This is a genomic window from Pseudoalteromonas sp. P1-30 (assembly GCF_001400005.1).
Taxonomy (GTDB): Bacteria; Pseudomonadota; Gammaproteobacteria; order Enterobacterales; family Alteromonadaceae; genus Pseudoalteromonas; species Pseudoalteromonas atlantica.
The window spans coordinates 5,381-32,333 of record NZ_LKBC01000007.1; the positions used below are offsets into that span (position 1 = coordinate 5,381).

The window sequence follows — 26,953 nt, forward strand, 5'->3', positions numbered from 1 at the left end:
CCCGGCCAACGATAGTGTAGCATTTGCTATGTGACTCTCCACCGCTGTGGGCACTACGACATTACCAGGAATTAGTTAAGAGAAACCCGTTACAGCGATGTAACGGGTTTTTTGGTGTCTGGGGTTTAGTAAATAACCAAGAGTCCATGCCAAACTCAGTAGTGAAGCAAAACAGCTCGAAGGCGAGCCCCGGCCAATGATAGTGTAGTATTTGCTATGTGACTCTCTACCGCTGTGGGCACTACGACATTACCAGGATNAATGATAGTGTAGTATTTGCTATGTGACTCTCTACCGCTGTGGGCACTATGACATTACCAGGATTCAAATTAAAGAAACCCGTTACAGCGATGTAACGGGTTTTTTGCTGTCTGGGGCTTAATAAAAAGCCAAGATCTCATGCTAACTCAGTCTCTGTAATGCTCGCGCTTGTAAATTCTTTGAGCCATAACATTCATATCCTTATAAAAAGCTAAGCTATTATAGGCAAAGTCACGGCGCACATCGTGCTGAGTGTAATCAGTTTATAGCCCCGCAAAATAATTAAGGCTTATTGCGGGTTGGTATTGCTTTGATATAGAAAATATCACTTTGAAAATAAACATTAAGTTCATGCTTATCTGCTATTTTATTCATGTAACATAGCTAGGCGTGCAGAAGTTGTGCGTGTTAAAATCAAATTTTTATAAATGCCAAAATAGAGGTGTCAATTGCCCACTGCTGACTACCAAACTGTACTAGATGAAATAGCACACGAAGTGCGCCCTTTGTTATCACAAGGTAAAGTTGCGGACTATATACCTGCACTTGCTGAGGTTTCTAGCGAGCAGTTTTCTATTGCTATTTATACCACTGATGGCGAAACCATTTGTGCGGGTGATTGCTCAAAACGTTTTACTATTCAGTCAGTTTCTAAAGTAATGACGCTTACAATAGCGCTACAGCGCTATGGCGACGAGCTATGGCATCGGGTAGGTAAAGAGCCCTCAGGAACCGCGTTTAATTCTCTTACGCAGTTAGAGTTCGAAAAAGGCGTACCACGTAATCCTTTCATTAATGCTGGCGCGATTGTGACGTGCGATGCTTTGTACAGTCGATTATCCGCACCTCGCCACTCAATGCTTGAAACATTTAGGCTACTTGCAGGTAATAGTGCAATAGTGATTGATAAAAAAGTGGCCAATTCTGAGTACGAGTTTAGGCATAGAAATGCGGCAATGGCGCATTTAATGAAGTCGTTTGGTAATTTTGAGAATGACGTCGATGATGTACTTTGGTCTTACTTCAATTTTTGTGCGATTGAGCTTAACTGTATTGAGCTAGCTAGAGCGTATAACTTTTTAGCGAATAAAGGGGTTGATTACAGCTCGGGTAAGCGCGTTTTGAGTAGTCGCCAGAATAAACAATTAAATTCGATTTTATTCACCAGCGGCTTATATGATGCGGCAGGAGACTTTGGCTACAGAGTGGGAATGCCGGGTAAATCGGGAGTGTCAGGCACTATATTAGCGGTATTACCGGGTAAGTTTACAGTGGCAGTATATTCACCAGGGCTTAATGAATTTGGTAACTCGGTGGCGGGGATAGCAGCATTAGAGCTGCTATCTAAAAAGCTCGATATTTCGATTTTCTAAAATACCGCAATAGGGAGCACGTAAAGCTCCCTATTTATTGGTCCCAGTACACTTGCTCTAGGCAGTCTTCGCGCTCTGGCAACCCACGTGATAAACGTGGAGAGTGCTGTACTAATACCTCGTAACTAGCGCGGTTAGCGTACTTACTAATTTGTGCAAGAGAAGAGTAGGTAATGGCCTTTTGTTCGTGTTTTGCTGAGTTAGCGACATTTAACTTATGATAAACGTTTGCTGATAAATCGTGTAACACGGCAGCCAACGCACAATCGCCAGCACCATTGGTGTTTTTGATTGAATCAGGCCCACCCATGAATGGCGCCGTATGGCTATACGCTTTTATCGGGTTTTCGCAATCGGATTTTTTCATTGCACGAGAAAACTCATAGCGATTAAAATCGGCAATGGCACCTGGTAATAGTGGGTACTCGGTTGCACGTTTAAAGCTCTCATCAACGTAACCGGCCATAAATAAGCCTTTTTCGCCAGCGGTACAAATAACTAAGTCTACCCAGTCAAGTGCTTTGTCTGCGGCTAATAATGGGTCTTCAAAGCCAGTAATTGCTAGCCCTTCTTCTTCGTTCATGGCAAGTATATCGACATGCTCGTTTACAAAGTTAGCCCACCAGGTTGGATCTTGCTCAATTAAAAACTTAGTGCCGAGTGTTAAAACTACCGGTACACCTGCATCGTTAGCGTATTTAACTGCTTGCATGGTTGCTTCAGTCATTGTTTCATCACCCTGTGTACGCATTAGGTAGGCGCTGATCACAAGTGCTGATGACTGCTCAATTAAGTGTTTATCGATAGACTCAGGCTTTAAGTGATTCATTAAACCGGCGCTAATTGCGAATGTACGCTCGCCTGTTTCATCAATTAAGGTAAAACAACGGCCAATAGGGCCATCTACAGGTTGTAAATAGTCTAAATCAACGCGGCTTGATGTGTTACATAAAAAGCGGTAGGCATAGCTGCCAATTTTTATGTTTTCACTCATAACACCGAGCAATACTGAACGGTCATCTGCTAGTACAGAGTAGTTATGCATTGTGTTACCAATGGTGCCACCGGCAAATTCGTAATCAACCATGTCGTTTAGTTTTAAACGGTCGTAAAGTGCGTTAGTAATATCGCTATCAATAACTTGCGACATTCCTCGGCGAAGTTGAAACTCGTCTAAAAAAGCCTGATCGACTTTGGCTTCAATATCAACAACGATCTGATCGATACCCGTAATGTAACTACGTTGTAATCGCTCAGTTGCGTTTAGCTGATTAGTAAGTGGATCTTTAGCTTCCACTGGAAAATAATGTTTATGTCTGCGGCGTCCAGGAAATTTCATTTGCTACCTGTGTTGTGAGCTAAATAAAAAAAGCGTGAGATTATAGCGTAAATCACACTCTATGAGCCACGATAAACCACATTATTTTGTTTTATTTTTGCAATAATTTAATCAATTACGCATTTTAAACAGGCAAGTTGATATAATAGCGAGAGAAAATTTATTTAAAGTAAGCACTATGAACGATCTTAAAAGCGATGAGTATTGGATGGAGCAGGCATTAGTTTATGCCAATAAGGCGCAGCAATTGGGCGAAATTCCGGTAGGAGCTGTCCTTGTGAAAGATAACACGCTTATTGCAGCGGGTTATAATCGTTCAATTACTGATAACGATCCCTCTGCGCACGCTGAAATGATTGCAGTGCGTGAAGGAGGGAGAGCTTTAAATAATTACCGTTTAATTGATTGCACTTTGTACGTTACGTTAGAGCCATGCTCTATGTGTGCCGGGCTGTTAGTGCATAGCAGAATAAAGCGCCTTGTTTACGGTGCGCCTGATGCTAAAACAGGCTCGGCTGGGTCGATTATGAACTTATTGCAAGAGCCGAGGCTGAACCATCAGGTAGAGGTATTAGGTGGGGTGCTTGGTCAAACCTGTGGGAGTACTATTTCGGCGTTTTTTAAACAACGCCGAGAACAAATTAAAGCGGCTAAAAAAGCAGCTCGCCAAATTAATGACTAGTTAGCCTTATCTGTATCTACTTCTATCATTTGCTGCATAGCAAACATACGACGACGCCAAATAATTTTTTTATGTAAGTTACGTAGCATAATACGACGTCTGGTGGCTGTTGAATGAATAATATTGCGTTTTAGTTTTTGCGTGCGTCTACGTTTTAGCATGTGTTCTCCTAATGCGTGAGAGTGAGAAAGGCACAAGATATATATTAAAAATCAGGTAAATATACTATAAACACACATTAGTGATCATTTCATGACAAGTAAACAGATTTTTAATTTAGTTACTAGAGTGGTTAAGCCTGAAGGGGGAATTAGCGCCTGTTAAAACGAGGAAAGAATCGTTTAATGCCCACATTTTAATGTTTCACAGGCCTGAATAGCCCATTTAAAAACGTAAATATAAACGCTTTACTGAGACTGCTGCGTGTTATTTTCACCTTGCTTACTTTTTTCTTCAGGTGAAAGCGAAGGGGTAGGTTCGGTTTTATCGTTGTTTATACGCTCTTTGCTTGGTTGAGCTGCTTTTTCAACTTCAGGTGCTTCAGGTTCTGATTCAGGTTTTGGCTCTGGCGCTAGGGCATTATTTTCATCAAGCCATACAAGTGCATCATAATACCTGCGAATGTTATCAACATATTTTACCGCAACATCGCCACGCGCATAGCCGTAACGGGTTTTACGGTAATAACGTTTTTTGATTAAAAGTGGTAAGCGCTTTTTAACATCGGCCCATTTATCAGGGCTCGCCCCTTGTTGTTCGGTAATAATGCGCGCGTCGTTAACGTGCCCCCAACCTACATTATAGGCTGCCAGTGCAAGCCAAGTTCTATCAGGCTGCGGGATTCTATCGGGGATGCGTTTAACGAGCTTAGCTAAGTATTTAGCTCCGCCACGGATGTTTTGCTCTGGCTCTAACCTATTTGTTACGCCCACTTGTTTAGCGGTACTGCGTGTCAGCATCATAATGCCTCTTACACCTGTAGGCGATTTAGCGCGAGGGTTCCACATAGATTCTTGGTAGCTAAGCGCAGCAAGTAAGCGCCAGTCAAGGCTACCTGCATATTGCTCAAACCAAGGCCTGTAAGTGGGAAGTGTTTCTTTTATAGCCTCTATGTATGCAAGCGTATTAACGTAGTTAAACTGGCGTACGTGTCCAAAGTACTTTTCCTCAAGCACATACAGTTGGTTACTTTGTTTTACGTCACCAAAAAAGGGCACTAGCAGTGCATAAAGCGAATCATCTTTTGATTTATTAAGGATCCAAGCTATGGGGTCATTTCGGGTAACTGAAAAGCCAATACTTAAATTTGGGTGGTAACGTCTAAACAGTGAAAGCGTGTGTGAGTCGGCGAGGGTGTAATCTATTTCGCCATCGATAACGGCTTGTAAAAGCTCCTCTTCATCGAGTTCTTCGGTTTCTTGCCAAGTTAAATCTGGGTTACTCTTTTTTATTTTTTGTAAGGTTAAAGAGTGGCTACTTTTGGCTATAACTGTAAAGTTTCCATCAAGGTCGTCAAATTCACGTGGGCGAACTCGACCTTGTTTATAAACCAACTTTTGGCTAATTGTTCTGTAAGTGGGGCCATAGCGGTATTGCTGTGCACGCACTTTGTTGTAGGTAAGTCCTGAGGCTATTAAGTCTAAATCACCACTTTCAAGGCGCTCAAACATATCGGATAAATTAAAAAACGGCACTATTTCTAGTTCAACACCTAGGTAGTCGGCAAATGCTTGAGATAGCTCGTATTCAAAACCTTGCTCGCCTTGCACGGCTTGGTAGTAGTTGCTGGCACTGGCAAGGGTACCTACACGTATTTTGTTTTGTGCTTTAATTTGGGCAAGTTGAGTTTGTTGATCCTGCATATTACACGCACACAACAACATAACTAAAGTGATGATAATTATTAGCTTTTCTTTCAACATTAACCGCCCCATAAAGCTCATACCCCGTTATACCAAAACTTCACTATGGCGTCACTTAGCGTTTAGCTTTTATTGGTAATTTTGCTGCTGTTTATATAAATAAAAAGTTAATTTTCTGAAAAGCGCAATTTGGAGTTAAAACTCGGTGCTACATAGACTATAATGCCCGCCTAAAATATCGTTCAATCCCTAACCCCGGATGAAATTATCTATGTTGATCCTTCGTGGTGCACCAGCACTTTCAGAGTTCAGAGTTAATAAAATTTTAGCGCGTTGCAAACTATCGCAACTTCCAGTCACCAATGTATATGCCGAGTATGCACATTTTGCCGATTTAACCTCGCCTTTGAGTGTTGATGAGCAAACTAAGCTTGAAAAACTACTTACTTACGGTCCAACTATTGCCGAGCATACCCCAGCTGGCACACTTATTTTAGTTACCCCTCGCCCTGGCACCATTTCACCATGGGCATCTAAAGCAACTGATATAGCGCATAACTGTGGCCTTAAACAGGTTCACCGTGTTGAGCGTGGTATTGCTTATTACGTAGAAGGTGAACTAAGTGCAGATCAGCTTGCTCAAGTAACGGCGTTATTACACGACCGTATGACTGAGGCAACGCATAGCGAACTTGCTTCTGCAGCGCAATTATTCCGCAATGACTCACCTCGCGAAATGTCATCAGTTGACATTTTAGGTGGCGGGCGCGAAGCATTGGCTGCGGCAAACGTTGAACAAGGTTTTGCGCTTGCTGATGACGAGATAGACTACTTAGTAGAAAACTTTAAAAAGTTAGGCCGTAACCCTAACGACATAGAGTTATTTATGTTTGCCCAAGCAAACTCAGAGCATTGTCGTCATAAAATATTTAATGCTGATTGGACAATTGATGGGATTGAGCAGCCTAAATCACTGTTTAAAATGATCAAAAATACATTCGAGCACAATCCTGAAAATGTGCTGTCGGCGTACAAAGATAACGCAGCAGTAATGAAGGGCTCAAAAGCGGGTCGTTTCTTCCCGAATGTGCAAGGTGAATATGCGTATCATCAAGAAGACATAGAAATTTTAATGAAGGTAGAAACCCATAACCACCCAACAGCTATAGCACCATTTTCAGGTGCGGCTACAGGCTCAGGTGGTGAAATTCGCGATGAAGGCGCAACAGGCCGCGGCTCTAAGCCAAAAGCCGGTTTAGTTGGCTTTACGGTTTCTAACTTACGTATTCCGGGTTACGAGCAACCGTGGGAAAGCGACTTTGGTAAGCCTAATCGTATCGTAAACGCGCTTGATATTATGATGGATGGCCCACTGGGCGGTGCTGCATTTAATAACGAGTTTGGACGTCCTAACTTATTAGGTTACTTCCGCACGTACGAAGAAAAAGTAACAAGCCACAATGGTGAAGAGGTACGTGGTTACCACAAACCAATTATGCTTGCCGGTGGATTAGGTAATATTCGTGCTGATCATGTTCAAAAAGGCGAGATTCCAGTAGGCGCAAAACTAATTGCGCTAGGCGGCCCTGCTATGAATATTGGTTTAGGCGGTGGTGCTGCATCAAGTATGGCGTCGGGCCAATCAAACGAAGACTTAGACTTTGCTTCTGTTCAACGTGAAAACCCAGAAATGGAACGCCGTTGCCAAGAAGTGATCGATAAGTGTTGGCAACTAGGGGATGAAAACCCAATTGCGTTTATACACGATGTAGGCGCCGGTGGTTTATCTAATGCGTTTCCTGAGCTTGTAGATGATGGTGGCCGTGGTGGTAAATTCCAACTACGTGATATTCCTAACGATGAGCCGGGCATGGCTCCACACGAAATTTGGTGTAACGAATCGCAAGAACGTTATGTACTGGCTGTTGCTGTTGAAGATTTTGATCGCTTTGAATCCATTTGTAAGCGCGAACGTGCGCAGTACGCAGTAATAGGTGAAGCCACAGAAGAGCGCCACTTAACTGTTGCCGACAGCCACTTTGATAACAGCCCTGTTGATTTGCCGCTTGATGTATTATTAGGTAAAGCACCTAAAATGCATCGCGATGTAACTTCAAAGCAAGTTACCGGTAAGGCAATTGATGCAAAGTCGATTGATATAGCTGAGGCTGCTCAGCGTTTACTGCGCTTACCTACTATTGCAGAAAAAACATTCTTAATTACCATTGGCGATCGCTCGGTTACTGGTTTAGTAGCACGGGATCAAATGGTGGGCCCTTGGCAAGTACCTGTGGCTAACTGTGCAGTTACCGCAGCAACGTACGACACTTACCACGGTGAAGCTATGTCACTGGGTGAGCGCACGCCGGCAGCACTATTAAATTACGGTGCATCGGCGCGTTTAGCCGTGGCAGAGTCACTAACCAATATTGCCTGTGCCAACATTGGTAGCCTAGAGAACATTAAGCTATCGGCTAACTGGATGGCTGCAGCAGGTCACCCTGGTGAAGACGCCGGCCTTTACGAAGCTGTAAAAGCGGTAGGCGAAGAGCTTTGTCCTGCGCTTGGTTTAACTATACCTGTGGGTAAGGATTCTATGTCGATGAAAACGACATGGAAAAACGAGGATGATAGTGCTGAGCAATCAGTTACTTCTCCGTTATCACTTATTATTACTGCCTTTGGCCGTGTTGACGACGTGCGTAAAACAGTGACTCCGCAGTTACGTACTGATAAAGGCGATACATCACTTATTTTAGTTGACTTAGGCGCGGGTAAAAACCGACTGGGCGCATCAAGCCTTGCACAGGTTTACAAGCAGCTTGGTGATGTTACTCCAGATGTGGACAGCCCTGAGCTACTGAAAGGCTTTTACAATGCCATGCAAGCACTTGTCGCTGATAGCAAGCTACTTGCCTATCATGACCGCTCAGACGGTGGTTTATTTACTACGGTAACTGAAATGGCGTTTGCTGGGCACACCGGTGTGACTGTTGATTTAGCTGGTTTAACCGGGACAGATCTAGAAGCACTTTATAACGAAGAGCTTGGCGCGGTAATCCAAGTTGCTAACAGCGATTTAGATGCCGTAAATGCTGTATTTGAGCAACACGGTGTTGCTGCAATTAGCCACGTGATTGGCTCGCTTAATAGCGACGATAGCATTGTATTTAACCGCGGTGAGCAAACTGTACTTAATCATACTCGTACTGAATTACGTACTATTTGGGCCGAAACAACGTACCAAATGCAAGCACGTCGTGATAACCCTGATTGTGCTAAGCAAGAGTTTGATGCCAAGTTTGATGCAAAAGATCCAGGCTTAAACGTAAAACTTAACTTTGACTTAAACGAAGATATAGCCGCACCGTACATCGCAACGGGCGCTAAGCCGCAAATGGCTATTTTACGTGAGCAAGGCGTTAACTCGCATTTAGAAATGGCTGCTGCGTTTAACCGTGCTGGTTTTGCCGCTGTTGATGTACACATGAGCGATATCCTCGAAGGGCGTTTAACCCTTGAGCAATTTAAAGGCTTAGTGGCATGTGGAGGTTTCTCTTACGGTGACGTATTAGGCGCCGGTGAAGGCTGGGCTAAGTCTATATTGTTTAACGATATGGCACGCGATCAGTTCCAAAACTTCTTCCACCGTGAAGACACCTTTAGCTTAGGTGTGTGTAATGGTTGTCAAATGTTATCAACATTGAAAGAGTTAATTCCGGGTACTGAGCATTGGCCACGTTTTGTAACAAATAAGTCAGAGCGTTTTGAAGCTCGCTTTAGCTTAGTTGAAATACAAGAAAACCCGTCTGTGTTCTTTAATGGAATGGCTGGGTCGCGTATGCCAATTGCTGTATCTCATGGTGAAGGCCATGCAGAATTTGCAAACGATGCTGCCACTAAAGCTGCGCTTGAAAGCGGCACTGTTGCGGTTAAATTTGTAGATAACTATGGTAACCCGACAACGCAATATCCGGCTAACCCGAATGGTTCACCAGAGGGTATTACCGGTATTACCTCTACTGATGGCCGTGCCACTGTAATGATGCCGCACCCTGAGCGTGTATTCCGCGCTGTTGCTAACTCGTGGCACCCAGATGAGTGGAAAGAGGATAGCCCATGGATGCGTATGTTCCGCAATGCACGTAAAAATGTAGGTTAAAAACGACATATACAAGTTAGATTCATAATCTAGCTGTAAAATAAAAAAGGCTGCACTGTGCAGCCTTTTTTGATTGCGTAGATTTAAAATTACGATAGTTTGTAAGGTATAAATAAAAGCTTATAAGGATAGTATGTTAAAGCGCATTGGTTTAATTATGGGTGCTGTATTGCTAAGTATAGTTTTGCTTGGCTATGTATTTCGTTTGCCACTATTACAATGGGCTGTAGCGCCTGAGCTTGAAAAAGCAGGTGTTACCTTAAGTTGCTTAGATTTTTCGCTTACGAGTAAGTTAAATGTGCACGTACAAAAAGCCTGTTTAAGTTACCAAAATCAAGAGCTTGCTCTTACAGGTATTACTGCTAATACTAAGCATGTTAAAGTTAAACACGCAGTACTTAATGTAAATCCATTTCCTCAAAGTAGTAAAACAAGCACTGCTGCCACAATTTTAGATTTAGCGCTTCCTGAAAAAAGGCCAACAATTACAGTTGAGCATTTAACTATACACAGTGCGCTTTTAAAGCGCCCGCTAATGCTAAATATCACCGAGCCCACGCTTAACCAGTTTGTAGTCAATGGTGATTTAAACGCAAGCGCAACGCTTTACAATAATAAGGTACAAGGGCAGCTTAAAGTTAATGATGGATTATTGAAGCAACTACTTAAAACAGATAATGAGTTATTAAGTGGACTTAGCTTTAATGCAGCGCAGGCATTTAGCTTTAACGGAGTAGAGGCAAGCCTTACTGGTGATTTACAAGCCCAGTATGACTATAAAATACAAAGCTGCGATATAACAAACAGCTCCAAAGGTGTGCTAAGTGCTACCTATAATTTAAATAGCCAAAACCTTGAGCTTGACCCAAGCAAGCTTAAAAACAATGTAAAACTTAGTAATAACTGCCAATCTCTTATTCCTGAAAGTGCCTACAAGTCATTTGCTGTAAAGCAGCTTCCACTTAATTGGCAGTGGGCTTTAGCTAAACCAATTAGTTTTGCGCAAAACAACCTAACTTTACCGTTAATAACGCTCAAAAGTGCAGAGCAAGCCAAGCAAAATATAGATATAACGGTTACAGATACGTTTTTAAATACTGCAGCACCGTTACAAAGTGCACGCACACAGCTAAAAGCACAACTACATACGGATGAAATAGACGCTATAACGCTAAGTACGCAGCTTAAAAACGCTCAACTAAGCGGTGATTACGATATTGCGCTTAACTCTTTGCCTGAATTTTTACCGGCTGAGGCTAATAATATTAAAGCCAAGGGGGATTTTACAGTTACTCAACTTATTGACTTTAAGCCCGAAGGTAGCGCACGTATTGAGTTAAGCTTTGATAGCGCAGCTGCTTATGGCAGCGCTCTTAACGGCTACACAGGTAACCTTGAAGCAAGTATGAATGAAAAGCTCGATGCAAAAGTAACGCTTAAAAGTAAGCTTAAAAGCGTGCAATACAACGAATATAAACTCACTGGTATTAATAACACCCTTAGTGCAAGGGCAAGCTTAGGTGTGGGAGAGTTATTTGCTCACTTAAATGCAAACACCCAAATAAATACACTCACTAGTCCAAATGTCGATTTAAATACAATAAACGTAACGTCAACCGGGCTGCAAAGTCGCGCGCTTGAAGCGTCTCATCATGTATTTGTAAATGGTGTTGAGCTGGTGGCCAATCATCATGTTTCAAAGGTAGCGCATCCGTTTGAAGTGATTATACCGCAGCAAAGTGTGCTTTCGTTAAATTCAATCGTTAGCCAATTTGAGCCGTTAGCTCAGCTAACCCAAGGAAAATTGGGTGGGCGTATAAGTGGTGATGTGAATTTACAAAAAGCAAATTTTACTTTAACGATGACTGATACCAGTGCACTGTATAACGACTACTTGGCTAATCAATTTAGTATGCAGCTAGGTGGGCAGTACGATTCAGGGCAGCTTAATGTTGCCCCTACTACCTTTAATCTTAATGAATTACGTGCAGGCGCTGTAGTTAAAAGTATCACGGGTAATATTAAAGTGGTTAATAATAGCGCGCAGGCCTTTGATGTTGAAGGCGATATTTTTGGTGGTAAATTTTCTTTAGATAAATACACGCTTTTAAAGCAGCAGCAAACAGCTAATGTTACGTTTGAAAATGTTGATGCCAGCAAATTAATAACGCTTGACGATAAGTCGGGTATTACCCTAACAGGTAGGCTAAAAGGGTCGTTGCCGTTTTATTTTGATGATGCAGGGGTTGAGGTAAAAAATGGCAGCCTAGCCAATCAAGGCCAAGGGAAGCTTATTATTAGTAATAACGAAGCGTTTGATGCTGTTATGCGCCAGCAACAAGAGTTACAACCTGTGCTTGGGTTGCTCAAAAACCTTGATATACAAAAGCTTAATAGTACAGTAGCACTTAAAAGTGATGGCTGGTTAAACTTAGGTGTTAACTTACAAGGCTTTAATGAGCCAGAGCAGCAACAAGTTAACTTTAATTATAATCACGAAGAAAATGTGTTTACGTTGCTAAGAGCGCTTAGACTGAGCGACGAAATAACGCAAAAAGTTGAGCAGCAATACTCTAAAAAAGGAAACTAATGATGAAAAATTTGTTGAGCATTAAGGCCGTTATTGCACTTGCTGCTATTAGCGCTTTAAGCGCATGTACCCACAGAGTAGAGGTGGCAGCGAAAGAGCCGATAACGATCAATCTAAATGTAAAAGTAGATCACGAAATTCGAGTAAAAGTAGATAAAGAACTCGATAACTTATTCAGTGACGACAGTGAATTATTTTAGGAGCTAAATGATGACTATAAAAAATAAATTAAGTATTGCTACTCTAGTAAGTGCGGTATGTTTGTCGTTTTCGGCGTGGGCTATTAGTTTAGATGATGCTAAAAACCAAGGCTTAGTGGGTGAAGATAGCTCAGGTTACTTAGGGCTTGTTGTACAAAACAGCGAGGCAAAAGCCGTGGTTGAAGAAATTAACGCTAAACGTAAAGCACAGTATTTAAAGTTGGCTAAAAAGAACGATTTATCGCTGGCACAAGTAGAAGCACTCGCAGCAGCTAAAACAATCGAAAAGACCAAAAGTGGCCACTATATTGAAGTGAATGGTAACTGGGTTAAAAAGTAATACAAGCAGCTAAACATATTACTTAAAAACCAAGCGTTTAGGCGCTCGGTTTTTTTATATTTGCTAAAAGTTGCTGCCAAAAGTCGAATCCTTTGCGCCTTGCAAGCTTTATATTGTGCTCTGGTATAGATTCAGGCTCGTTATAGTTATCAAGCGCTTCGCTCATACTCAGTTCGCGAATTAAATGTAATGTAGGGTAGGGGGCTCGGTTAGTGTAATTTGCGGCATCATCTTCATCGCTGTCGGCAAACACGTAATCGGGATGAAAATTAGCAATTTGGTATTTACCTTCAAACCCTTGCGCTACCAGTAAGGCATTGGCTAAATCGACTAAATCTAAAAAGTCTTCAAAATCGCTAAAGCCGTTATCAAACAGTATTAATGTGGTTTCGCGCTCTGGATTTTGATCAAGCTGCACACACTGCTCTAGCATGTCCATTACAGCGTCATCAATTTTTGTTGCAGGGCTAAGCACATAATGAATACAGTTGTTTTCTACTTCTTTACGGGCAAATGGGCAAAAGTTATATTTTACAATAACGGATGATACCCACTCGCGGGTTTGGGAGATTGCTTGATGAGTCATGCTTTTGGCTCTAAATACTGATTTATAATGGTTAATGTTTTTTCAATGGCGCCTTGGTTTTTTACTACACATTGCTGCGCTTTAATACCCAAGCTTTGGCACGCTTTGGTGTTTTGGCTTAAATTAATTAATTGTTTAGCAAGCTCATCGGTATTTTCAACAACGACAGCCCCTTTAAGTTTAATTAACTCAGGGTAGATATGATCAAAATTATACGTGTGTGGGCCTGTAATAACACCAACCGAAAAAGCAGCAGCTTCAAGTGGGTTGTGCCCACCTCGGCGAATTAAACTACCGCCTATGTAACTTACATTCGCTGCGCCATATAAACACTGAAGTTCGCCCAGTGTATCAGCTAATAGTACCTGCTCGTTTTGATAGTTATTGTTGCTGCGACGACTAAAGCTAAGTGGGCTTTGAGTTAACGTATCGGCTACTTTATCAAATTGCTCAGGGTGGCGCGGTGCTATAACTAAAAGTGCATTAGGGTGTTTTTTTAATAGCTGCTGATGGGCGTTTAATATCATTTCGTGTTCAAGCGGGTGAGTAGAGCCTGCCACCCATACAAAACGTTCATTGGTTTTATACTCGGCTTTAAGATTTGCAACTTTAGTTAGTTGCTCATTGCTTGGCGTAATGTCGAACTTTATTGAGCCTGTAACATGGCTTTTTGAAGGGGGTAAACCAAGTTCAACAAAGCGCTTAGCATCATTTTTATTATGACTTGCAAGCACTGAAATTGAACGCATAATTATATGGGTTAACCCTGCCACCTTTTGATACCCTTGTTGCGATTTTTCGCTTAGGCGAGCATTAAGCACTAATACCGGAATATTCTTTTTATGGCTTATTGCCATTAAATTAGGCCACAGCTCAGTTTCTAAAATACACAGTGTTTGTGGGTTTACGCGCTTTAAAAATCGAGCGCTTGAACCTGCAAAGTCTATAGGTAAATAACAACAAGCCACGGTATTTTTAAATTGTTCACTAATTTGCGCACGCCCGGTAGGAGTATTGCAGGTAATAAGTATATTAAGCTGCGGGTGTTGTTTTTGCAGTGCTTTAATCAGTGGCGTTGCAGCAAGGACCTCACCTACAGAAGCGCAGTGGAACACAACTGGTTTAGCGCTATTATTAAATAAGTGTATGCTAATAAAACCAAAGCGCTCTTTAAAGTTTGCGCGGTAGCCTATATTTTTTTTACCTCTTAGTACATACAAGTAAAATACAATCAGTGGGCTAATTAAAATTAAAGCGAGTGAGTAAAAAATGCGTGCCATACTGAACTTTTATTAAGGTAAGTGGCGCTAGTTTAACGCGAAAGTGATAATTTCTGAACATGTGAAGCACTAAATTATAATTCAGTTCAGCTATATTCCCATAAAATACACACAACTAAATAAAACTATGGAATAATGGATTTAATTTTTTCCTGCCATTTCAGTTCCTAGAGGAATTTTTCATGTCAATTATCGATTCTGTGGCAACAAGCTACGTTGAAAGTTTAAACCGTCATCAAGCCTTATTTGAAACGATGGAGGCTTATCATCAAGAGTCTATGCAATTATTAGAAGCGTGCCACAGTGCATTGCAAGCTGGTGGTAAGGTTATTTGGTTTGGTAACGGCGGAAGTGCTGCCGATGCACAGCATTTAGCTGCCGAATTTGTTGTGCGTTATAAGTTAGAGCGTGGCCCGCTTGCCTCAATGGCGCTGACCACAGATACCTCAATATTAACTGCGCACAGTAACGACTACCACTTTGATACGGTATTTGAACGCCAAGTTCAGGCTTTATGTAAACCAGAAGATTTAGTGATTGGTTTAACAACCTCAGGTACCAGCGCCAATATTAATTTAGCACTGGAAGCAGCTAACAAAATTGGCGCGTTTACGGTTGCATTAACCGGTCGCGAGGGCGGTAAAGTAAAAGACATTGCTAAGTTGCCCATTATTATAAAAAATGATGAAACAGCCCGTATCCAAGAGGCACATATGTTTATTGGCCATTGGTTATGTGAAGCAATTGATATGGTTGTTGCGGAGCAGCAGTAATGGATTTATCGCTATTAAAAAACTTATCTAAAGCGCGTATTTTAGTTGTCGGCGATGTCATGCTAGACCGATACTGGTACGGCGATACAGGGCGTATTTCGCCTGAGGCTCCAGTACCCGTTGTTAAAGTAAGCAAGTTTGAAGATAAAGCAGGTGGCGCTGCAAATGTTGCAAAAAACATTGCTAGGCTTGATGCCAAAGTGGGCTTACTTGGTTTAATTGGTGAAGATGAAAGCGGGCAAATCTTAGAAACCATTTTAAAGGGTGAAAAAATACATTCACAGCTTGTTAGTGTATGCGATTTGCCCACTATTTCTAAAATGCGTGTAATTAGCCGCCATCAACAACTTGTGCGCCTAGATTTAGAAGAGACCTTTAGCGAGCAGCATAGCCAGTTGTTATTAAACCGTTTAGAGCTGGTGCTTGATGATTACGACTTTGTGGTATTTTCTGATTACAGCAAAGGCTCGCTGAGCTTAATTAAAGAAATGGTTAGCGTTGCTAAAACGGCGGGTAAAACTGTACTTATAGACCCTAAATCGCCCGATTTACACTTATACGAAGGCGCAGACTATATTACCCCTAATTTACATGAATTTAATTTGGCAGGGGGGAAAACAGGCTCTGAAGAAATATTAGCACAAAGCGCGCGTGAGCTAATTAGTAAAAATGGTATTAAAGCTATGCTACTTACACGCTCTGAGCAAGGTATGTCATTAATTAACGCCGATGAAAAACACGACTTTGCAGCGCAGCAGCTAGAAGTAAGTGATGTAACTGGCGCAGGCGATACTGTTATAGCCACGCTTGCGGTGATGCTCGGGGCAGGTATGGAGCCTAAAGATGCGGTAGAAATTGCTAATTTAGCCGCAGGCATTGTAGTAAGTAAATTGGGTGCGGCAACGGTTTCACCAGAAGAGCTTAGCCAAAAGCTTGGCCAATACTTGCACATCAATGGCGAGCACTACCAAACTCCGTTTGACGATGTATTGCAACACATTGAGTTTGCTAAACAAAATGGCGAAACGATAGTGTTTACCAATGGCTGTTTTGATATTTTACACGCAGGCCACGTACGCTATTTAGCCCAAGCTAAAGCGCGTGGAGATAGACTCGTTGTTGGTTTAAATAATGATGATTCAATTACGCGTTTAAAAGGCCCTGAGCGCCCTATAAATCCACTTGATGAGCGCGCAATGGTATTAAGTGCACTTGCCTCTGTGGATTGGGTAATTCCCTTTGGCAGCGCGGACGAAAACGACACACCGGCTAAATTAATCGAGCAAATAAGCCCCGATATTTTAGTTAAAGGTGGTGATTACACCGTAGAGCAAATAGCTGGCGCCGATCATGTGCTACGCCATGGCGGCAAAGTAGAAGTGCTGACATTTTTAGATGGTTGTTCAACCTCTAAGGTGATTAGCAAAATAAAGCAGTAATATTTGCTGATTAAATAAAAAAGGGTTGAAAACGCAGTTTTCAACCCTTTTTTTGTTATAAATAGCAGCATTTAAAATGCTATTTTTAAATATACGGTTTAAAAATTATATTCGTACTTAGCAAACGCTGATGTGTCGTTTTCTGCGCCATCGTTGTTTGATGCAAAAGCGCCGAGCGTTAAGCGCCCGCCCATAGCCAGCTGCCTGTAGCGTAGCTCAACTTGTTTTGAGTTATAACCGGTTTTGGTAATTGTATTACCTAAATCGGGGTTACTAGGGTAACGGTCAAGATTATCGCTGTTGTAATCCACACTACGTAGTTTTACTTGCCAGTCATCGCCATTTGAAAGCTGACCTAAAAGTGTTAATACCACTGACTGCGCATCGTTATCAAAGGTTGAGCCAATAGTGCGGCCGTGGTAACGATAGCCCGATTTATAATCGGAGTGTTCGTAGTAGCAGTTTTCATTGGGTGATTCGGCCGAGCACGATACACCTGTGTCTATGTATTCAACGTTAACGAGCACATTTTGATTGTAAATGCGCTGCGTAGTTTGTACGCCAAATAAGTACGCTCTGTCGGCTGGTTTGAATTGCGAGCTGGCATCTTCGCCAATTGTACTTGCGTAGATTGCATAGGGGTGACTAAATAAAGTGTCAGACCAACGCACATCTATGCCTGCAAGCTGATTACCAATTTTAGACTCCAGTGAGCTATCACAACTTTCATTGCCATCAATACAATTAGTTTGCCCAGTAATAACATCAATAAAATCACCTGCTGAGCTTGGTTGGCCTTCACCGGCCCACTGCGCAGACCAACTTAAAGCAATTTCAAGCTGTTGCATCGGGCGAAAGTTAACACGGCTGCTCCAAAGCAGCGCATCAGGAATAACACGGGTCGATTCTAACTTTGCCATTTGCGCGGTAAAGCTCCATTGCCCAAGCCAACTTAACCAAGGCGTTTCAAACGCTGTACTTTGTTCACGGGTTACACTTAGTGCCGGCAGTGGCTTTGCATTACCCGACATAATTAAACTGTTATCAACACCTGGGCCCCAAAACTGCTCTACGGCACCGGCTCTAAAAATCCAATTGCCCAAGCGGTAGGCTAAGTAGCTATCGTCAAATGAGGTATCGTTACAATCTTCAAGTGCTTGTTCGTTAGTGGCTATATCATCGGTTGTTTTGCCATCAACTAAGCATTGCTTACCATCGTTACGGTAATTAATGGCTACCTTCGCCGCAAAGTTATCGCCAAGGTAGGCGTAGGCCGCAGAAAGCTCAGATTCTTGTGTGTTGGTTGCCCCAAAGCTGGTGGCTATAATTGGGTCTGATGCGGCAAACGCTGAGAGTTGTACACTGTGCGAGCTGCTGTTTTCTGACTTATAACGATGTTTTACACGAAGCAGTGCATCTTGCAGGCTGGGAGATAAAAGTTCAAGCTTGCTCGATTCTAGCTCGCCAATAAAGCTTTTCCACATTAGCGGGTAGGTGGTTACAGGCGCTAAAATAACACCGGCATCAGCCAGTTGTTGAATGTCGGCACGTAGACCGTAATCGTCTGGCTTTACCCAGGGCTCTGCTGTTACTGATGCGCTCATAGCGCAAAAAAGAGAAGAAAGTAGAAAGATTCTGTTTCGCAAAGTTCAGATCCTTGTGATTAAGATTGCGGCTAAGTTTACCAATCTAACATGGCTATTGCAGTAAATAATCTATTTTAGGGCGTTAAATTTGTGTATAAAAATGTAACCTAGCTATCGTAAAAACAATGGGATTGATATACTGCTGCGCAAATAGGAAATAGAGAATGCAATGAGCAACAAACGACTTTTATTTATACCCGTATCATCGCCACAAGGAATAGGTGAATACATGCGCTCGTTGTTGCTAGCCCAAAGCCTTGAAAGTGAATGTCTAGGTTCACTTACTATCCATTTTGTTTTAAATAAACACACGAACTACGCTAAAAACTGCCCATATGATACCACCTTGCTTGAGCGCTCTGCGACTAAAGAGCGCGATAAAGTGTGTGAAGTTATAGCCGATTTTAAACCTGACATTGTAATATTTGATTGTGCAGGGCGCGCTGCTCACATGAAAGCTGCAAAAAAAGTGGGTGCCAAAGTGGTGTTTATTTCTCAGCATGCGAAAAAGCGAGCGAAAGGTTTAAAACTTAATCGTATCAACCTAATTGATAGCCATTGGGTGGTACAGCCTGATTACTGTATTGAACCGCTGAGCTGGGCTGAAAAAGCTAAAATAGATATGTTTTCTTTGGCTATGCCTAAAAATGTGGGCCCTTACATAGCGTTTTCATCAGCGTGCGATACCAAACAGGTATTAAAAAAGTATCAGCTTGATGAACAAGGCTACTTTATTGTGAGTGCAGGCTCTGGCGGTCATGTACTAGATAATCAAAACTGTGCAGATGTATTTTTTGCTGCCGCAGAGCAAATTTCATTGCAAACAGGGTTAAAGGCGGTGGTGGTATTTGGCCCTAATTATAATAAAGCGTTGCCAGTATCAAATACGGTTATAAATTTGGATACGTTAGAAAATAGTGAGTTTTTGTCGCTTATGGAGCAAGCTAAATTTGCGTTGTTAAGTGCTGGCGACACGCTATTGCAGGCGATTGCTGTTAAAACGCCTGCTGTGGCATGCGCTATATCAAAAGATCAAACACAGCGCCTAGCAAGTTGCGCCACAACTGGCGTGGTAATTAAAGCAAACTTTGAGATTGAAGACATAGTAAATAAAGCCAGCGCTTTACTAATAGAGCCGCATTTTAACCAGCTACTAGAAAAATATTCTTTGCTTGAAAGCGCACATAGCTATGAAGAAATAACGCAAGGGGTTAAAAGCATGATGATGGTTGCCGATAGATGAATATAGTGATTGTAATAGACTCGTTAGCGGGTGGCGGCGCCGAAAAAGTGATGCTAACCCTTGCTCAGCAGCTAGTAAAAACGCATAGCGTTACTATTTTATCGTTGGCTAATAAATATGAGTACACGATCCCTGCGAATATAAAGGTTGAAAGTTTATTCAGTGATAAAGCCACTAAAGTGGATCGCTTTTGGAAAATAAACAAAAGTGTAGCAAAACTAGAGGCGTGGTTTAATAACAAACAAAAACAAATTGGCCCCATAGATTTAGTGCTTAGCAATTTAGATAGAAGCAATAACTTATTGGCTAAAAGCCAGATTAAAAATGTTCACTTTGTTATGCATAACTCTGTTAATGCAGAGCTAGCTAGGCAAAAAAAGTTAGGCCCGTTTTCTTATTACTATCTTAAAAAGTCAAAGCAAAACTTAAATGGAAAATCCTTGGTGTGCGTGTCTAAAGGGGTAGAGCAAGAAATTACCCAAGGGCGTTTAATTAGCCCAAGCGCCATCACAACTATTTATAATCCCTTTAATTTAGTGGATATAAAGCGGCTCTCAAATGAGGTTAATACGCAAATTCCACAATCGCCGTATGTTATTCATGTAGGGCGATTAGCTAAACAAAAGCGCCACGATATTTTATTTTCGGCATTTGCAAAGCTTGATAAAAAATACAAATTAGTCCTTTTATGTAATAAGCCTAGCAAAGCATTTAAGCTTGCAAAAACGTATGGTATTGAGGGACAACTTATAGTGCCAGGGTTTGAGCAAAACCCGTATAACTGGATTAAGCAGGCTGAGGCATTAGTATTAAGCTCTGATTTTGAAGGGCTCCCTACAGTGTTAATTGAAGCATTAGCTGTTGGCACGCCTGTAGTAAGTACTAACTGTACGTTTGGGCCGAGCGAAATTTTAACAAACGACTTGGCTAAATATTTAGCGCCTGTAGGGCATAGCGATGAGCTAGCGGCTAAAATTGAGCTGGTTTTAAACACTAAGCCTAATGTAGATAATGCCGACATTTTACAAAAGGTAACGGCCGAACAAGTTGCTAAGCAATACCTAGCTTTGTGTGGTTAATTGCTCTTTATAAATAGCCAATAAAGTTTGCCAGTCATTACTTTGCCAATAAAAAGCGTTGTTACGTCCTTGCTCTTTTAAAAATGAGCGCTCTAAACGTGCCATATTACTTTGTTGCCATTGCTTGTTAGGTGGTTTTATTTCGCCGCGATCAAAGTCGATAATATAAACCTCGCCCGTTTCATTAAATAAAATATTATTTATATTCAAATCAGCGTGGTACACACCTTTTGAGTGAAATAGCGCAACAGTATTGGCAATGCGCTTGAGCTCATCTTCTGTTAGTGGGCGTTCAATTAAAATATCGAGCAGGCTTTTAGCCCCTTTTACAGCCTCTGTAATTATATCGCCACGATAAATTAAGCCTGTGGTTGTTACCTTGGCGGCAATGGGTTTTGGTACATTTAAGCCAAGCTCAATAAGCCTTATCATTAAGCTGAACTCTTTATACACACGGGTGTTTTTAAGCCCAGGGTAGAGGTACTGATCGCTTAACAACTTGCCAACTAAACCGCCGCGCCAATAGTGCCTAAGTACAGCGGTTAAATCATCGTGTTTAAAAAACCAGGCTGTGGCGCGGCCTTTTTTAGCACCGACTATTTTATTTTGCTGTTGCCAATAATCTGCATTGAACCAGTTTAAATCAACCTCGTTAAAATAATCTGGGTGGCTTAAAATAGTGTGCTTACCTTGCGTTAGTGTTTTAAACATAGCTCGTTAAAATAATTCAATAATGCGCGTATATTAACGTGTTTTATAGCGCAGCATAAGTGCTTGCATTAGTGCGAGTATAATTTAAGATCGCAGTCTATTATTTAAAGCCAAAGTGGAACGCGTGACTCAAGTGCCTAATTACTCCTCAATTTGTATTTTAAGACTCTCTGCCATTGGTGATGTGTGTCATGCCGTTAGTGCTGTACAAGCCATTCAAAAAGCACACCCCAATGCAAAAATAACGTGGGTAATGGGTAAAATAGAAGCCATGTTACTTGCCGATTTACCTGGGGTTGAGCTGGTGGTTTTTGATAAAAAACAAGGTAAGGATGCACTTAAAAAGTTAGCACATTCTTTTAAAGGGCAGCAGTTTGATGTGCTGCTTAATATGCAAGTCGCATTAAGAGCTGGCTTTGTTGCGCGCTGTATTCCGGCTAAAGTAAAAATAGGCTTTGATTGGGCACGTTCAAAAGAATTACATAGCTTGTTTATAAATAAACGAATAGCCCCACAAAAAGAAGCGCATGTGCTAGAGGGATTTAAAGGCTTTGCGGGCGCCATTGGAGTTAAAGACTATTCACCTACCTGGGATATGCCTTACACCTTAGCGGATGAGAACAAAGCAGATGAGCTATTAGGGCCTGCGCATTTGGCAAATAAGTTATTGGTAATATCGCCAGCGGCCAGTAAAGCACAGCGAAACTGGTTGCCTGAGCGCTATGCTGCCCTTGCTGATTACGCGCATGAGCAGGGCTTTAACGTGGTACTAACGGGCGGCCCAACTGAGCTTGAGATTAATTTAGCTAATCAAATTATAAAACACAGTCACTGTACTATTTTAAACTTAGTCGGTAAAACAAAACTTAAAGAGCTGTTATGTGTGCTTAAGCGCGCTGATTTAGTATTAGCCCCCGATACCGGCCCTGCACATATGGCGGTAACGGTAGGTACGCCGGTTATTGGTTTATATGCGCATTCTAATCCTGCACGTACAGGCCCTTATTTATATCAAGACTACGTAGTTGAGGTGTATCATCAAAATCTGCTAAAGCAAACGGGTAAAACAGCTCAACAATTGCCTTGGGGTACGCGCGTTAAGGGAGATGACCTTATGAGCCAAATAACCGTAGGCAGTGTTAAAGCTATGTTTGATCATGTGGTACAAAAAGAGTCTATAAAATGAGTGTAACAGAAAAAAACAAAGCGCTTTTTTTAGACCGAGATGGCGTGGTAAATATTGATCATGGCTATGTGTATCAAAGTGAAAAATTTGAATTTATAGACGGTGTGTTTAGTACCTGTAAAGCATTTTATGATGTAGGTTATAAAATTATCATAGTGACTAATCAATCGGGAATAGGGCGAGGTTACTACACTGAAGATGACTTTTTAGCTTTAACTCAGTGGATGAAAACACAATTTAGTAAGCACAATATTAAAATTACAGATGTGTATTTTTGCCCGCACCATCCCAAAAAAGCGATAGCGCAATATTTAAAACAGTGCCAGTGCAGAAAGCCAGCTCCAGGTATGCTGTTACAAGCTATGCAAGAGCATAATATTGACCCTTCGAGCAGTGTTATGGTGGGTGATAAACTTAGCGATATGCAAGCGGCACAAAAAGCGGCTATTAGCACGCGAGTGCTAGTTCGCTCAGGCCAACAATTTGACGAAAACGCTAAACAATACGCCGATTTAGTGATTGACTCTATTAACGATTTACCAGCACACTACTTGGTATAAAGTGCGTTTATATTTTCGCAACTAAAGTGTTAAGTATTGCTGCCATTACCTGTATTAGCGACGAGCTGCAAACAGTGCATTTTACTTGTTAAACTTTTACAATACACCTCAACATAAACAGTGGCTTTAATGTTGTTGTTTACCCGTTCATTTAATTGGAGACTACAGATGAGAGCATCTGCTTTTTTTAGCCAACTACAAGAGCAAATTGAAGACGTTAAAGCGCAAGGTTTGTATAAAAGTGAGCGTATTATTACCTCGCAGCAACAAGCTCAAATAGAAGTTGCATCTGGCGATAAAGTTATTAATTTTTGTGCTAACAATTACTTAGGCTTAGCAAATAGCCCTGAGCTAATTAAAGCAGCGCAAGGTGGTTTAGATGACCATGGCTTTGGTGTTGCTTCAGTACGTTTTATTTGTGGCACGCAAGATATTCATAAAACACTAGAGCAAAAAATTAGCGCGTTTTTAGAAACCGAAGATACAATTTTATACTCGTCTTGTTTTGATGCTAACACGGGCCTATTTGAAACTATTTTAGGCGCTGAAGATGCTATTATTTCTGATTCTCTAAATCACGCATCAATTATTGATGGCGTACGCTTATGTAAAGCTAAGCGTTTTCGTTATGCTAATAACGATATGGAGGATCTTGAAAAGCAACTTATTGCAGCTGATGAAGCGGGCGCTAAAACAAAATTAATTGCCACCGATGGCGTGTTTTCTATGGATGGCGTAATTTGTAACCTTGAAGCTGTGTGTGACCTTGCCGATAAGTATGATGCATTAGTGATGGTTGATGACTCACATGCGGTAGGCTTTGTTGGCGAAAACGGTAAAGGCACGCCTGAGTACTGTAATGTGCTTGACCGTGTAGATATTATTACCGGCACGCTAGGTAAAGCGCTGGGCGGTGCATCAGGCGGTTATACATCAGGTAAAAAAGAAATTGTTGAATGGCTACGTCAGCGTTCACGCCCTTACTTATTCTCAAATTCATTAGCGCCTTCAATTGTAACTGCATCAATTAAAGTACTCGAAATGCTTGAAAATGGTGGTGAGTTACGCGCTAAACTTTGGTCAAATGCTAAATATTTCCGTGAGCAAATGGAAGCTGCAGGCTTTACGTGTGCGGGTAAAGATCATGCCATTATTCCTGTAATGCTTGGCGATGCTAAAGTTGCTTCATTAATGGCAGACAAACTACTCGCTGAAGGCATTTATGTAACCGGTTTTTCGTTCCCTGTTGTGCCAAAAGGCCAAGCGCGTATTCGTACACAAATTTCTGCTGCGCACAGTATTGAACAACTAGACACCGCAATTGCTGCCTTTACCCGTATTGGTAAAGAAATGGGCGTTATTTAATTTTTTATAAACCGAAGTATTGCTTCGGTTTTTTAGTTGAGTGCTAACTATGAAAGCTTTATCAAAATTAAAAGCCGAAACCGGCATCTGGATGACCGACGTACCCAAGCCTGAAGTAGGGCATAACGATCTACTCATTAAAATTCGTAAAACCGCGATTTGTGGCACCGACGTTCATATTTATAAATGGGATGAGTGGTCACAAAAAACCATTCCGACCCCTATGGTTGTAGGCCATGAGTACGTGGGTGAAGTGGTTGATATGGGCCAAGAAGTACGTGGCTTTGCAGTTGGTGACCGCGTATCTGGCGAGGGACATATTACGTGTGGGCATTGTCGTAACTGTCGTGCTGGTCGTGTGCATTTGTGCCGAAATACAACCGGTGTGGGCGTTAACCGCGAAGGTGCATTTGCTGAATATTTAGTTATTCCGGCCTTTAATGCGTTTAAAATTCCTGACAATATTTCTGACGAGCTTGCGTCTATTTTTGACCCGTTTGGTAATGCTGTGCACACCGCTTTATCGTTTGATTTAGTGGGTGAAGATGTGCTTATTACAGGGGCAGGTCCAATTGGTATTATGGCGGCAGCCGTTGCTAAGCATGTGGGTGCTCGCCATGTTGTGATTACCGATGTTAACGAATACCGTTTAGAGCTTGCGCGTAAAATGGGCGCTACACGTGCCGTAAACGTTGCGAATGATAAACTTGAAGATGTAATGAATGAGCTAGGTATGACTGAAGGCTTTGATATTGGCCTTGAAATGTCAGGTGTGCCAAGCGCCTTTAATTCTATGTTAAATAACATGAACCATGGTGGCAAAATTGCCATGCTGGGTATTCCGCCATCAGATATGGCCGTAGATTGGAATAAAGTTATATTTAAAGGCTTAGTGATCAAAGGTATATATGGTCGCGAGATGTTCGAAACGTGGTACAAAATGGCAAGCTTGATTCAATCAGGCCTTAATTTAGACCCTATTATTACGCATCAATATTCGGTAGATGACTTCCAAGCTGGCTTTGATATGATGATTTCAGGTCAATCTGGTAAAGTAATTTTAAACTGGGAATAGTTTAAAGTTTGCATACAGAGGCGGCTTAAGCCGCCTTTTTATTATATTTTTAAAAGAGATTTCAATGGCATTTAAACATATATCTATAGCACAAACGCACGAACTGCTTGATAAAGAAGATGTAGTGATTGCAGATATACGCGATCCTAATTCGTACCAAGCAGGGCATATTCCTGGCTCTGAAGCGCTTTCAAATGCCAATATCGCTCAGTTTATGATGGAAAAAGAGTTCGATCAGCCCATTATTATTGTTTGCTACCACGGTATGAGCTCACAAGGTGCGGCTAGTTATTTAGTAGAGCAGGGCTTTGAAGATGTATATAGCATGGATGGTGGCTTTACGGCTTGGGAAGCGGCTTACAGCGAGAAAGTGGAACGATGATTGAGCTAGGTAGTTTAAATAATCCTCGTGCCGCACAGGGCTTTATAGATTATTTAAAAAGCCAAGGCTTAGAAGGGCAATTGCGCAGTGCTGATGGCAGTAATGTTATTATTTGTGTTGCGGGCGAGCACTTTCATCAAGTGCAACCTTTGTGGGCTGAATTTGTACAAAACCCCAATCATGAGCGTTATCAACAAGCCTCTTGGGATGTGGGCAGTACACAATCTGGCTTAACGTATCAAGGACAGTCGCTTAATTTAGTGGCACACTTTAAAGCACTAAGCTGGCTAAATAAAACCGTAAGTATTGTAAGCGTTGCTATTTACTTTGCATTTTTATTGGGTGGCTTTGAGCAAATTTATACTGCTTTGCAGTTTAACCCGAGCCAACCACTGAACTGGTTAACGCCGGCACTTGTTCATTTTAGCGCAATGCACATTGTATTTAACCTAATTTGGTGGATGTCGTTAGGTGATAATATTGAAAAGCAATGCGGTAAGCTGAGCTTAGTTGGGCTATTTGTGGTTACTGCACTTATTAGTAACTGGGCTCAGTTTTTAATTGTGGGGCCTAACTTTGGTGGTTTAAGTGGTGTTGTGTATGGTTTATTGGGTTTTTGTTGGATTCACAGCTATTTAAATCCTAAGCAACCTGCGCTAGTAAGCACTGCCATTATTGGCTTTATGTTAATTTGGCTGGTACTCGGTTTTGCTGATGTGTTGTTTGTTGGTATGGCTAATTGGGCGCATTTAGGTGGGCTTTTAAGCGGCATGGCTTATGCCGTAACCGCTAATTTATTTAATGCTAAAAAAGCGTAAG

Annotated in this window: 23 protein-coding genes; 16 read left to right on the forward strand and 7 right to left on the reverse strand. The window is 41.7% G+C overall.

What is annotated here, in order from left to right; genetic code table 11:
• The first annotated feature begins 710 nt into the window (after window positions 1-710).
• On the forward strand, window positions 711-1,634 hold the full coding sequence (gene glsB, locus AN395_RS12060) for a glutaminase B (protein WP_054983148.1): 924 nt from the start codon (window positions 711-713) through the stop codon (window positions 1,632-1,634).
• A 34-nt stretch (window positions 1,635-1,668) separates the two neighbouring features.
• Here glsB and AN395_RS12065 read toward each other — a convergent pair whose 3' ends face one another.
• Window positions 1,669-2,973: an inosine/guanosine kinase gene (locus AN395_RS12065; protein ID WP_004588578.1), complete on the reverse strand. Its 1,305-nt coding sequence runs from the start codon at window positions 2,971-2,973 to the stop codon at window positions 1,669-1,671.
• Window positions 2,974-3,151: 178 nt separating this feature from the next.
• On the opposite strand from AN395_RS12065, the gene tadA reads away from it, so the two are divergent.
• On the forward strand, window positions 3,152-3,655 hold the full coding sequence (tadA, locus tag AN395_RS12070; protein ID WP_024034372.1) for a tRNA adenosine(34) deaminase TadA: 504 nt from the start codon (window positions 3,152-3,154) through the stop codon (window positions 3,653-3,655).
• Here the strand turns inward: tadA and AN395_RS19530 are convergent.
• Complete coding sequence (locus tag AN395_RS19530) at window positions 3,652-3,816, reverse strand: hypothetical protein (protein WP_200910449.1); 165 nt, start codon at window positions 3,814-3,816, stop codon at window positions 3,652-3,654. The genes tadA and AN395_RS19530 overlap by 4 nt on opposite strands.
• A 246-nt stretch (window positions 3,817-4,062) precedes the next feature.
• Window positions 4,063-5,577, reverse strand: a complete 1,515-nt coding sequence (gene mltF, locus AN395_RS12075) for a membrane-bound lytic murein transglycosylase MltF (protein ID WP_054983149.1) — start codon at window positions 5,575-5,577, stop codon at window positions 4,063-4,065.
• 211 nt (window positions 5,578-5,788) lie between these two features.
• On the opposite strand from mltF, the gene purL reads away from it, so the two are divergent.
• From purL to AN395_RS12095, 4 genes are all read left to right on the forward strand, one after another.
• Entirely contained in the window at window positions 5,789-9,679 is a 3,891-nt protein-coding gene (purL, locus tag AN395_RS12080; protein WP_054983228.1) for a phosphoribosylformylglycinamidine synthase, read from the forward strand.
• A gap of 133 nt (window positions 9,680-9,812) precedes the next feature.
• Window positions 9,813-12,269 (forward strand): YdbH domain-containing protein, encoded by a 2,457-nt coding sequence (locus tag AN395_RS12085; RefSeq protein WP_054983150.1) that lies wholly within the window; start codon window positions 9,813-9,815, stop codon window positions 12,267-12,269.
• A gap of 2 nt (window positions 12,270-12,271) precedes the next feature.
• Window positions 12,272-12,469, forward strand: a complete 198-nt coding sequence (locus tag AN395_RS12090) for a YnbE family lipoprotein (protein WP_004588572.1) — start codon at window positions 12,272-12,274, stop codon at window positions 12,467-12,469.
• Between the two features lie 10 nt (window positions 12,470-12,479).
• Window positions 12,480-12,809: a YdbL family protein gene (locus AN395_RS12095; RefSeq protein ID WP_004588571.1), complete on the forward strand. Its 330-nt coding sequence runs from the start codon at window positions 12,480-12,482 to the stop codon at window positions 12,807-12,809.
• A gap of 37 nt (window positions 12,810-12,846) precedes the next feature.
• On the opposite strand, the gene AN395_RS12100 is transcribed toward AN395_RS12095, so the two are convergent.
• Window positions 12,847-13,395: a DUF1415 domain-containing protein gene (locus AN395_RS12100; RefSeq protein WP_054983151.1), complete on the reverse strand. Its 549-nt coding sequence runs from the start codon at window positions 13,393-13,395 to the stop codon at window positions 12,847-12,849.
• Window positions 13,392-14,675, reverse strand: coding sequence for a lipid IV(A) 3-deoxy-D-manno-octulosonic acid transferase (gene waaA, locus AN395_RS12105; protein WP_054983152.1), 1,284 nt, complete (start codon window positions 14,673-14,675; stop codon window positions 13,392-13,394). Before waaA ends, AN395_RS12100 begins: the two co-directional genes overlap by 4 nt.
• A 182-nt stretch (window positions 14,676-14,857) precedes the next feature.
• Between waaA and AN395_RS12110 the strand changes: the two genes are divergently transcribed.
• Both AN395_RS12110 and hldE read left to right on the forward strand, forming a co-directional pair.
• Window positions 14,858-15,448 carry an SIS domain-containing protein gene (locus AN395_RS12110; RefSeq protein ID WP_004588568.1) on the forward strand — a complete coding sequence of 197 codons (591 nt, stop codon included), beginning with the start codon at window positions 14,858-14,860 and terminating at the stop codon, window positions 15,446-15,448.
• Window positions 15,448-16,887 (forward strand): bifunctional D-glycero-beta-D-manno-heptose-7-phosphate kinase/D-glycero-beta-D-manno-heptose 1-phosphate adenylyltransferase HldE, encoded by a 1,440-nt coding sequence (hldE, locus tag AN395_RS12115; protein WP_054983153.1) that lies wholly within the window; start codon window positions 15,448-15,450, stop codon window positions 16,885-16,887. Before AN395_RS12110 ends, hldE begins: the two co-directional genes overlap by 1 nt.
• A 98-nt stretch (window positions 16,888-16,985) precedes the next feature.
• On the opposite strand, the gene AN395_RS12120 is transcribed toward hldE, so the two are convergent.
• A complete protein-coding gene (locus AN395_RS12120; protein ID WP_054983154.1) occupies window positions 16,986-18,491 on the reverse strand; it encodes a capsule assembly Wzi family protein in 1,506 nt (501 codons plus the stop codon).
• Between the two features lie 211 nt (window positions 18,492-18,702).
• On the opposite strand from AN395_RS12120, the gene AN395_RS12125 reads away from it, so the two are divergent.
• On the forward strand, window positions 18,703-19,776 hold the full coding sequence (locus AN395_RS12125) for a hypothetical protein (protein ID WP_054983155.1): 1,074 nt from the start codon (window positions 18,703-18,705) through the stop codon (window positions 19,774-19,776).
• Window positions 19,773-20,855, forward strand: coding sequence for a glycosyltransferase (locus AN395_RS12130; RefSeq protein WP_054983156.1), 1,083 nt, complete (start codon window positions 19,773-19,775; stop codon window positions 20,853-20,855). Before AN395_RS12125 ends, AN395_RS12130 begins: the two co-directional genes overlap by 4 nt.
• Here AN395_RS12130 and AN395_RS12135 read toward each other — a convergent pair.
• Complete coding sequence (locus tag AN395_RS12135) at window positions 20,838-21,566, reverse strand: 3-deoxy-D-manno-octulosonic acid kinase (protein ID WP_054983157.1); 729 nt, start codon at window positions 21,564-21,566, stop codon at window positions 20,838-20,840. The two genes, AN395_RS12130 and AN395_RS12135, sit on opposite strands and share 18 nt — an antisense overlap.
• A 124-nt stretch (window positions 21,567-21,690) precedes the next feature.
• Here AN395_RS12135 and AN395_RS12140 point away from each other — a divergent pair, with 124 nt between their 5' ends.
• The 6 genes from AN395_RS12140 (at window position 21,691) to glpG (ending at window position 26,952) form a co-directional block, all read left to right on the forward strand.
• Window positions 21,691-22,752 carry a glycosyltransferase family 9 protein gene (locus AN395_RS12140; RefSeq protein WP_054983229.1) on the forward strand — a complete coding sequence of 354 codons (1,062 nt, stop codon included), beginning with the start codon at window positions 21,691-21,693 and terminating at the stop codon, window positions 22,750-22,752.
• On the forward strand, window positions 22,749-23,312 hold the full coding sequence (gene gmhB, locus AN395_RS12145; RefSeq protein ID WP_054983158.1) for a D-glycero-beta-D-manno-heptose 1,7-bisphosphate 7-phosphatase: 564 nt from the start codon (window positions 22,749-22,751) through the stop codon (window positions 23,310-23,312). Before AN395_RS12140 ends, gmhB begins: the two co-directional genes overlap by 4 nt.
• A gap of 168 nt (window positions 23,313-23,480) precedes the next feature.
• Complete coding sequence (locus AN395_RS12150; protein WP_024034359.1) at window positions 23,481-24,677, forward strand: glycine C-acetyltransferase; 1,197 nt, start codon at window positions 23,481-23,483, stop codon at window positions 24,675-24,677.
• A gap of 49 nt (window positions 24,678-24,726) precedes the next feature.
• Window positions 24,727-25,752, forward strand: a complete 1,026-nt coding sequence (gene tdh / locus AN395_RS12155; RefSeq protein WP_004588559.1) for an L-threonine 3-dehydrogenase — start codon at window positions 24,727-24,729, stop codon at window positions 25,750-25,752.
• Window positions 25,753-25,816: 64 nt separating this feature from the next.
• Window positions 25,817-26,134, forward strand: coding sequence for a thiosulfate sulfurtransferase GlpE (gene glpE, locus AN395_RS12160; RefSeq protein WP_004588558.1), 318 nt, complete (start codon window positions 25,817-25,819; stop codon window positions 26,132-26,134).
• Window positions 26,131-26,952 carry a rhomboid family intramembrane serine protease GlpG gene (gene glpG / locus AN395_RS12165; RefSeq protein WP_054983159.1) on the forward strand — a complete coding sequence of 274 codons (822 nt, stop codon included), beginning with the start codon at window positions 26,131-26,133 and terminating at the stop codon, window positions 26,950-26,952. Before glpE ends, glpG begins: the two co-directional genes overlap by 4 nt.
• The last annotated feature ends 1 nt before the right edge of the window (window position 26,953 follow it).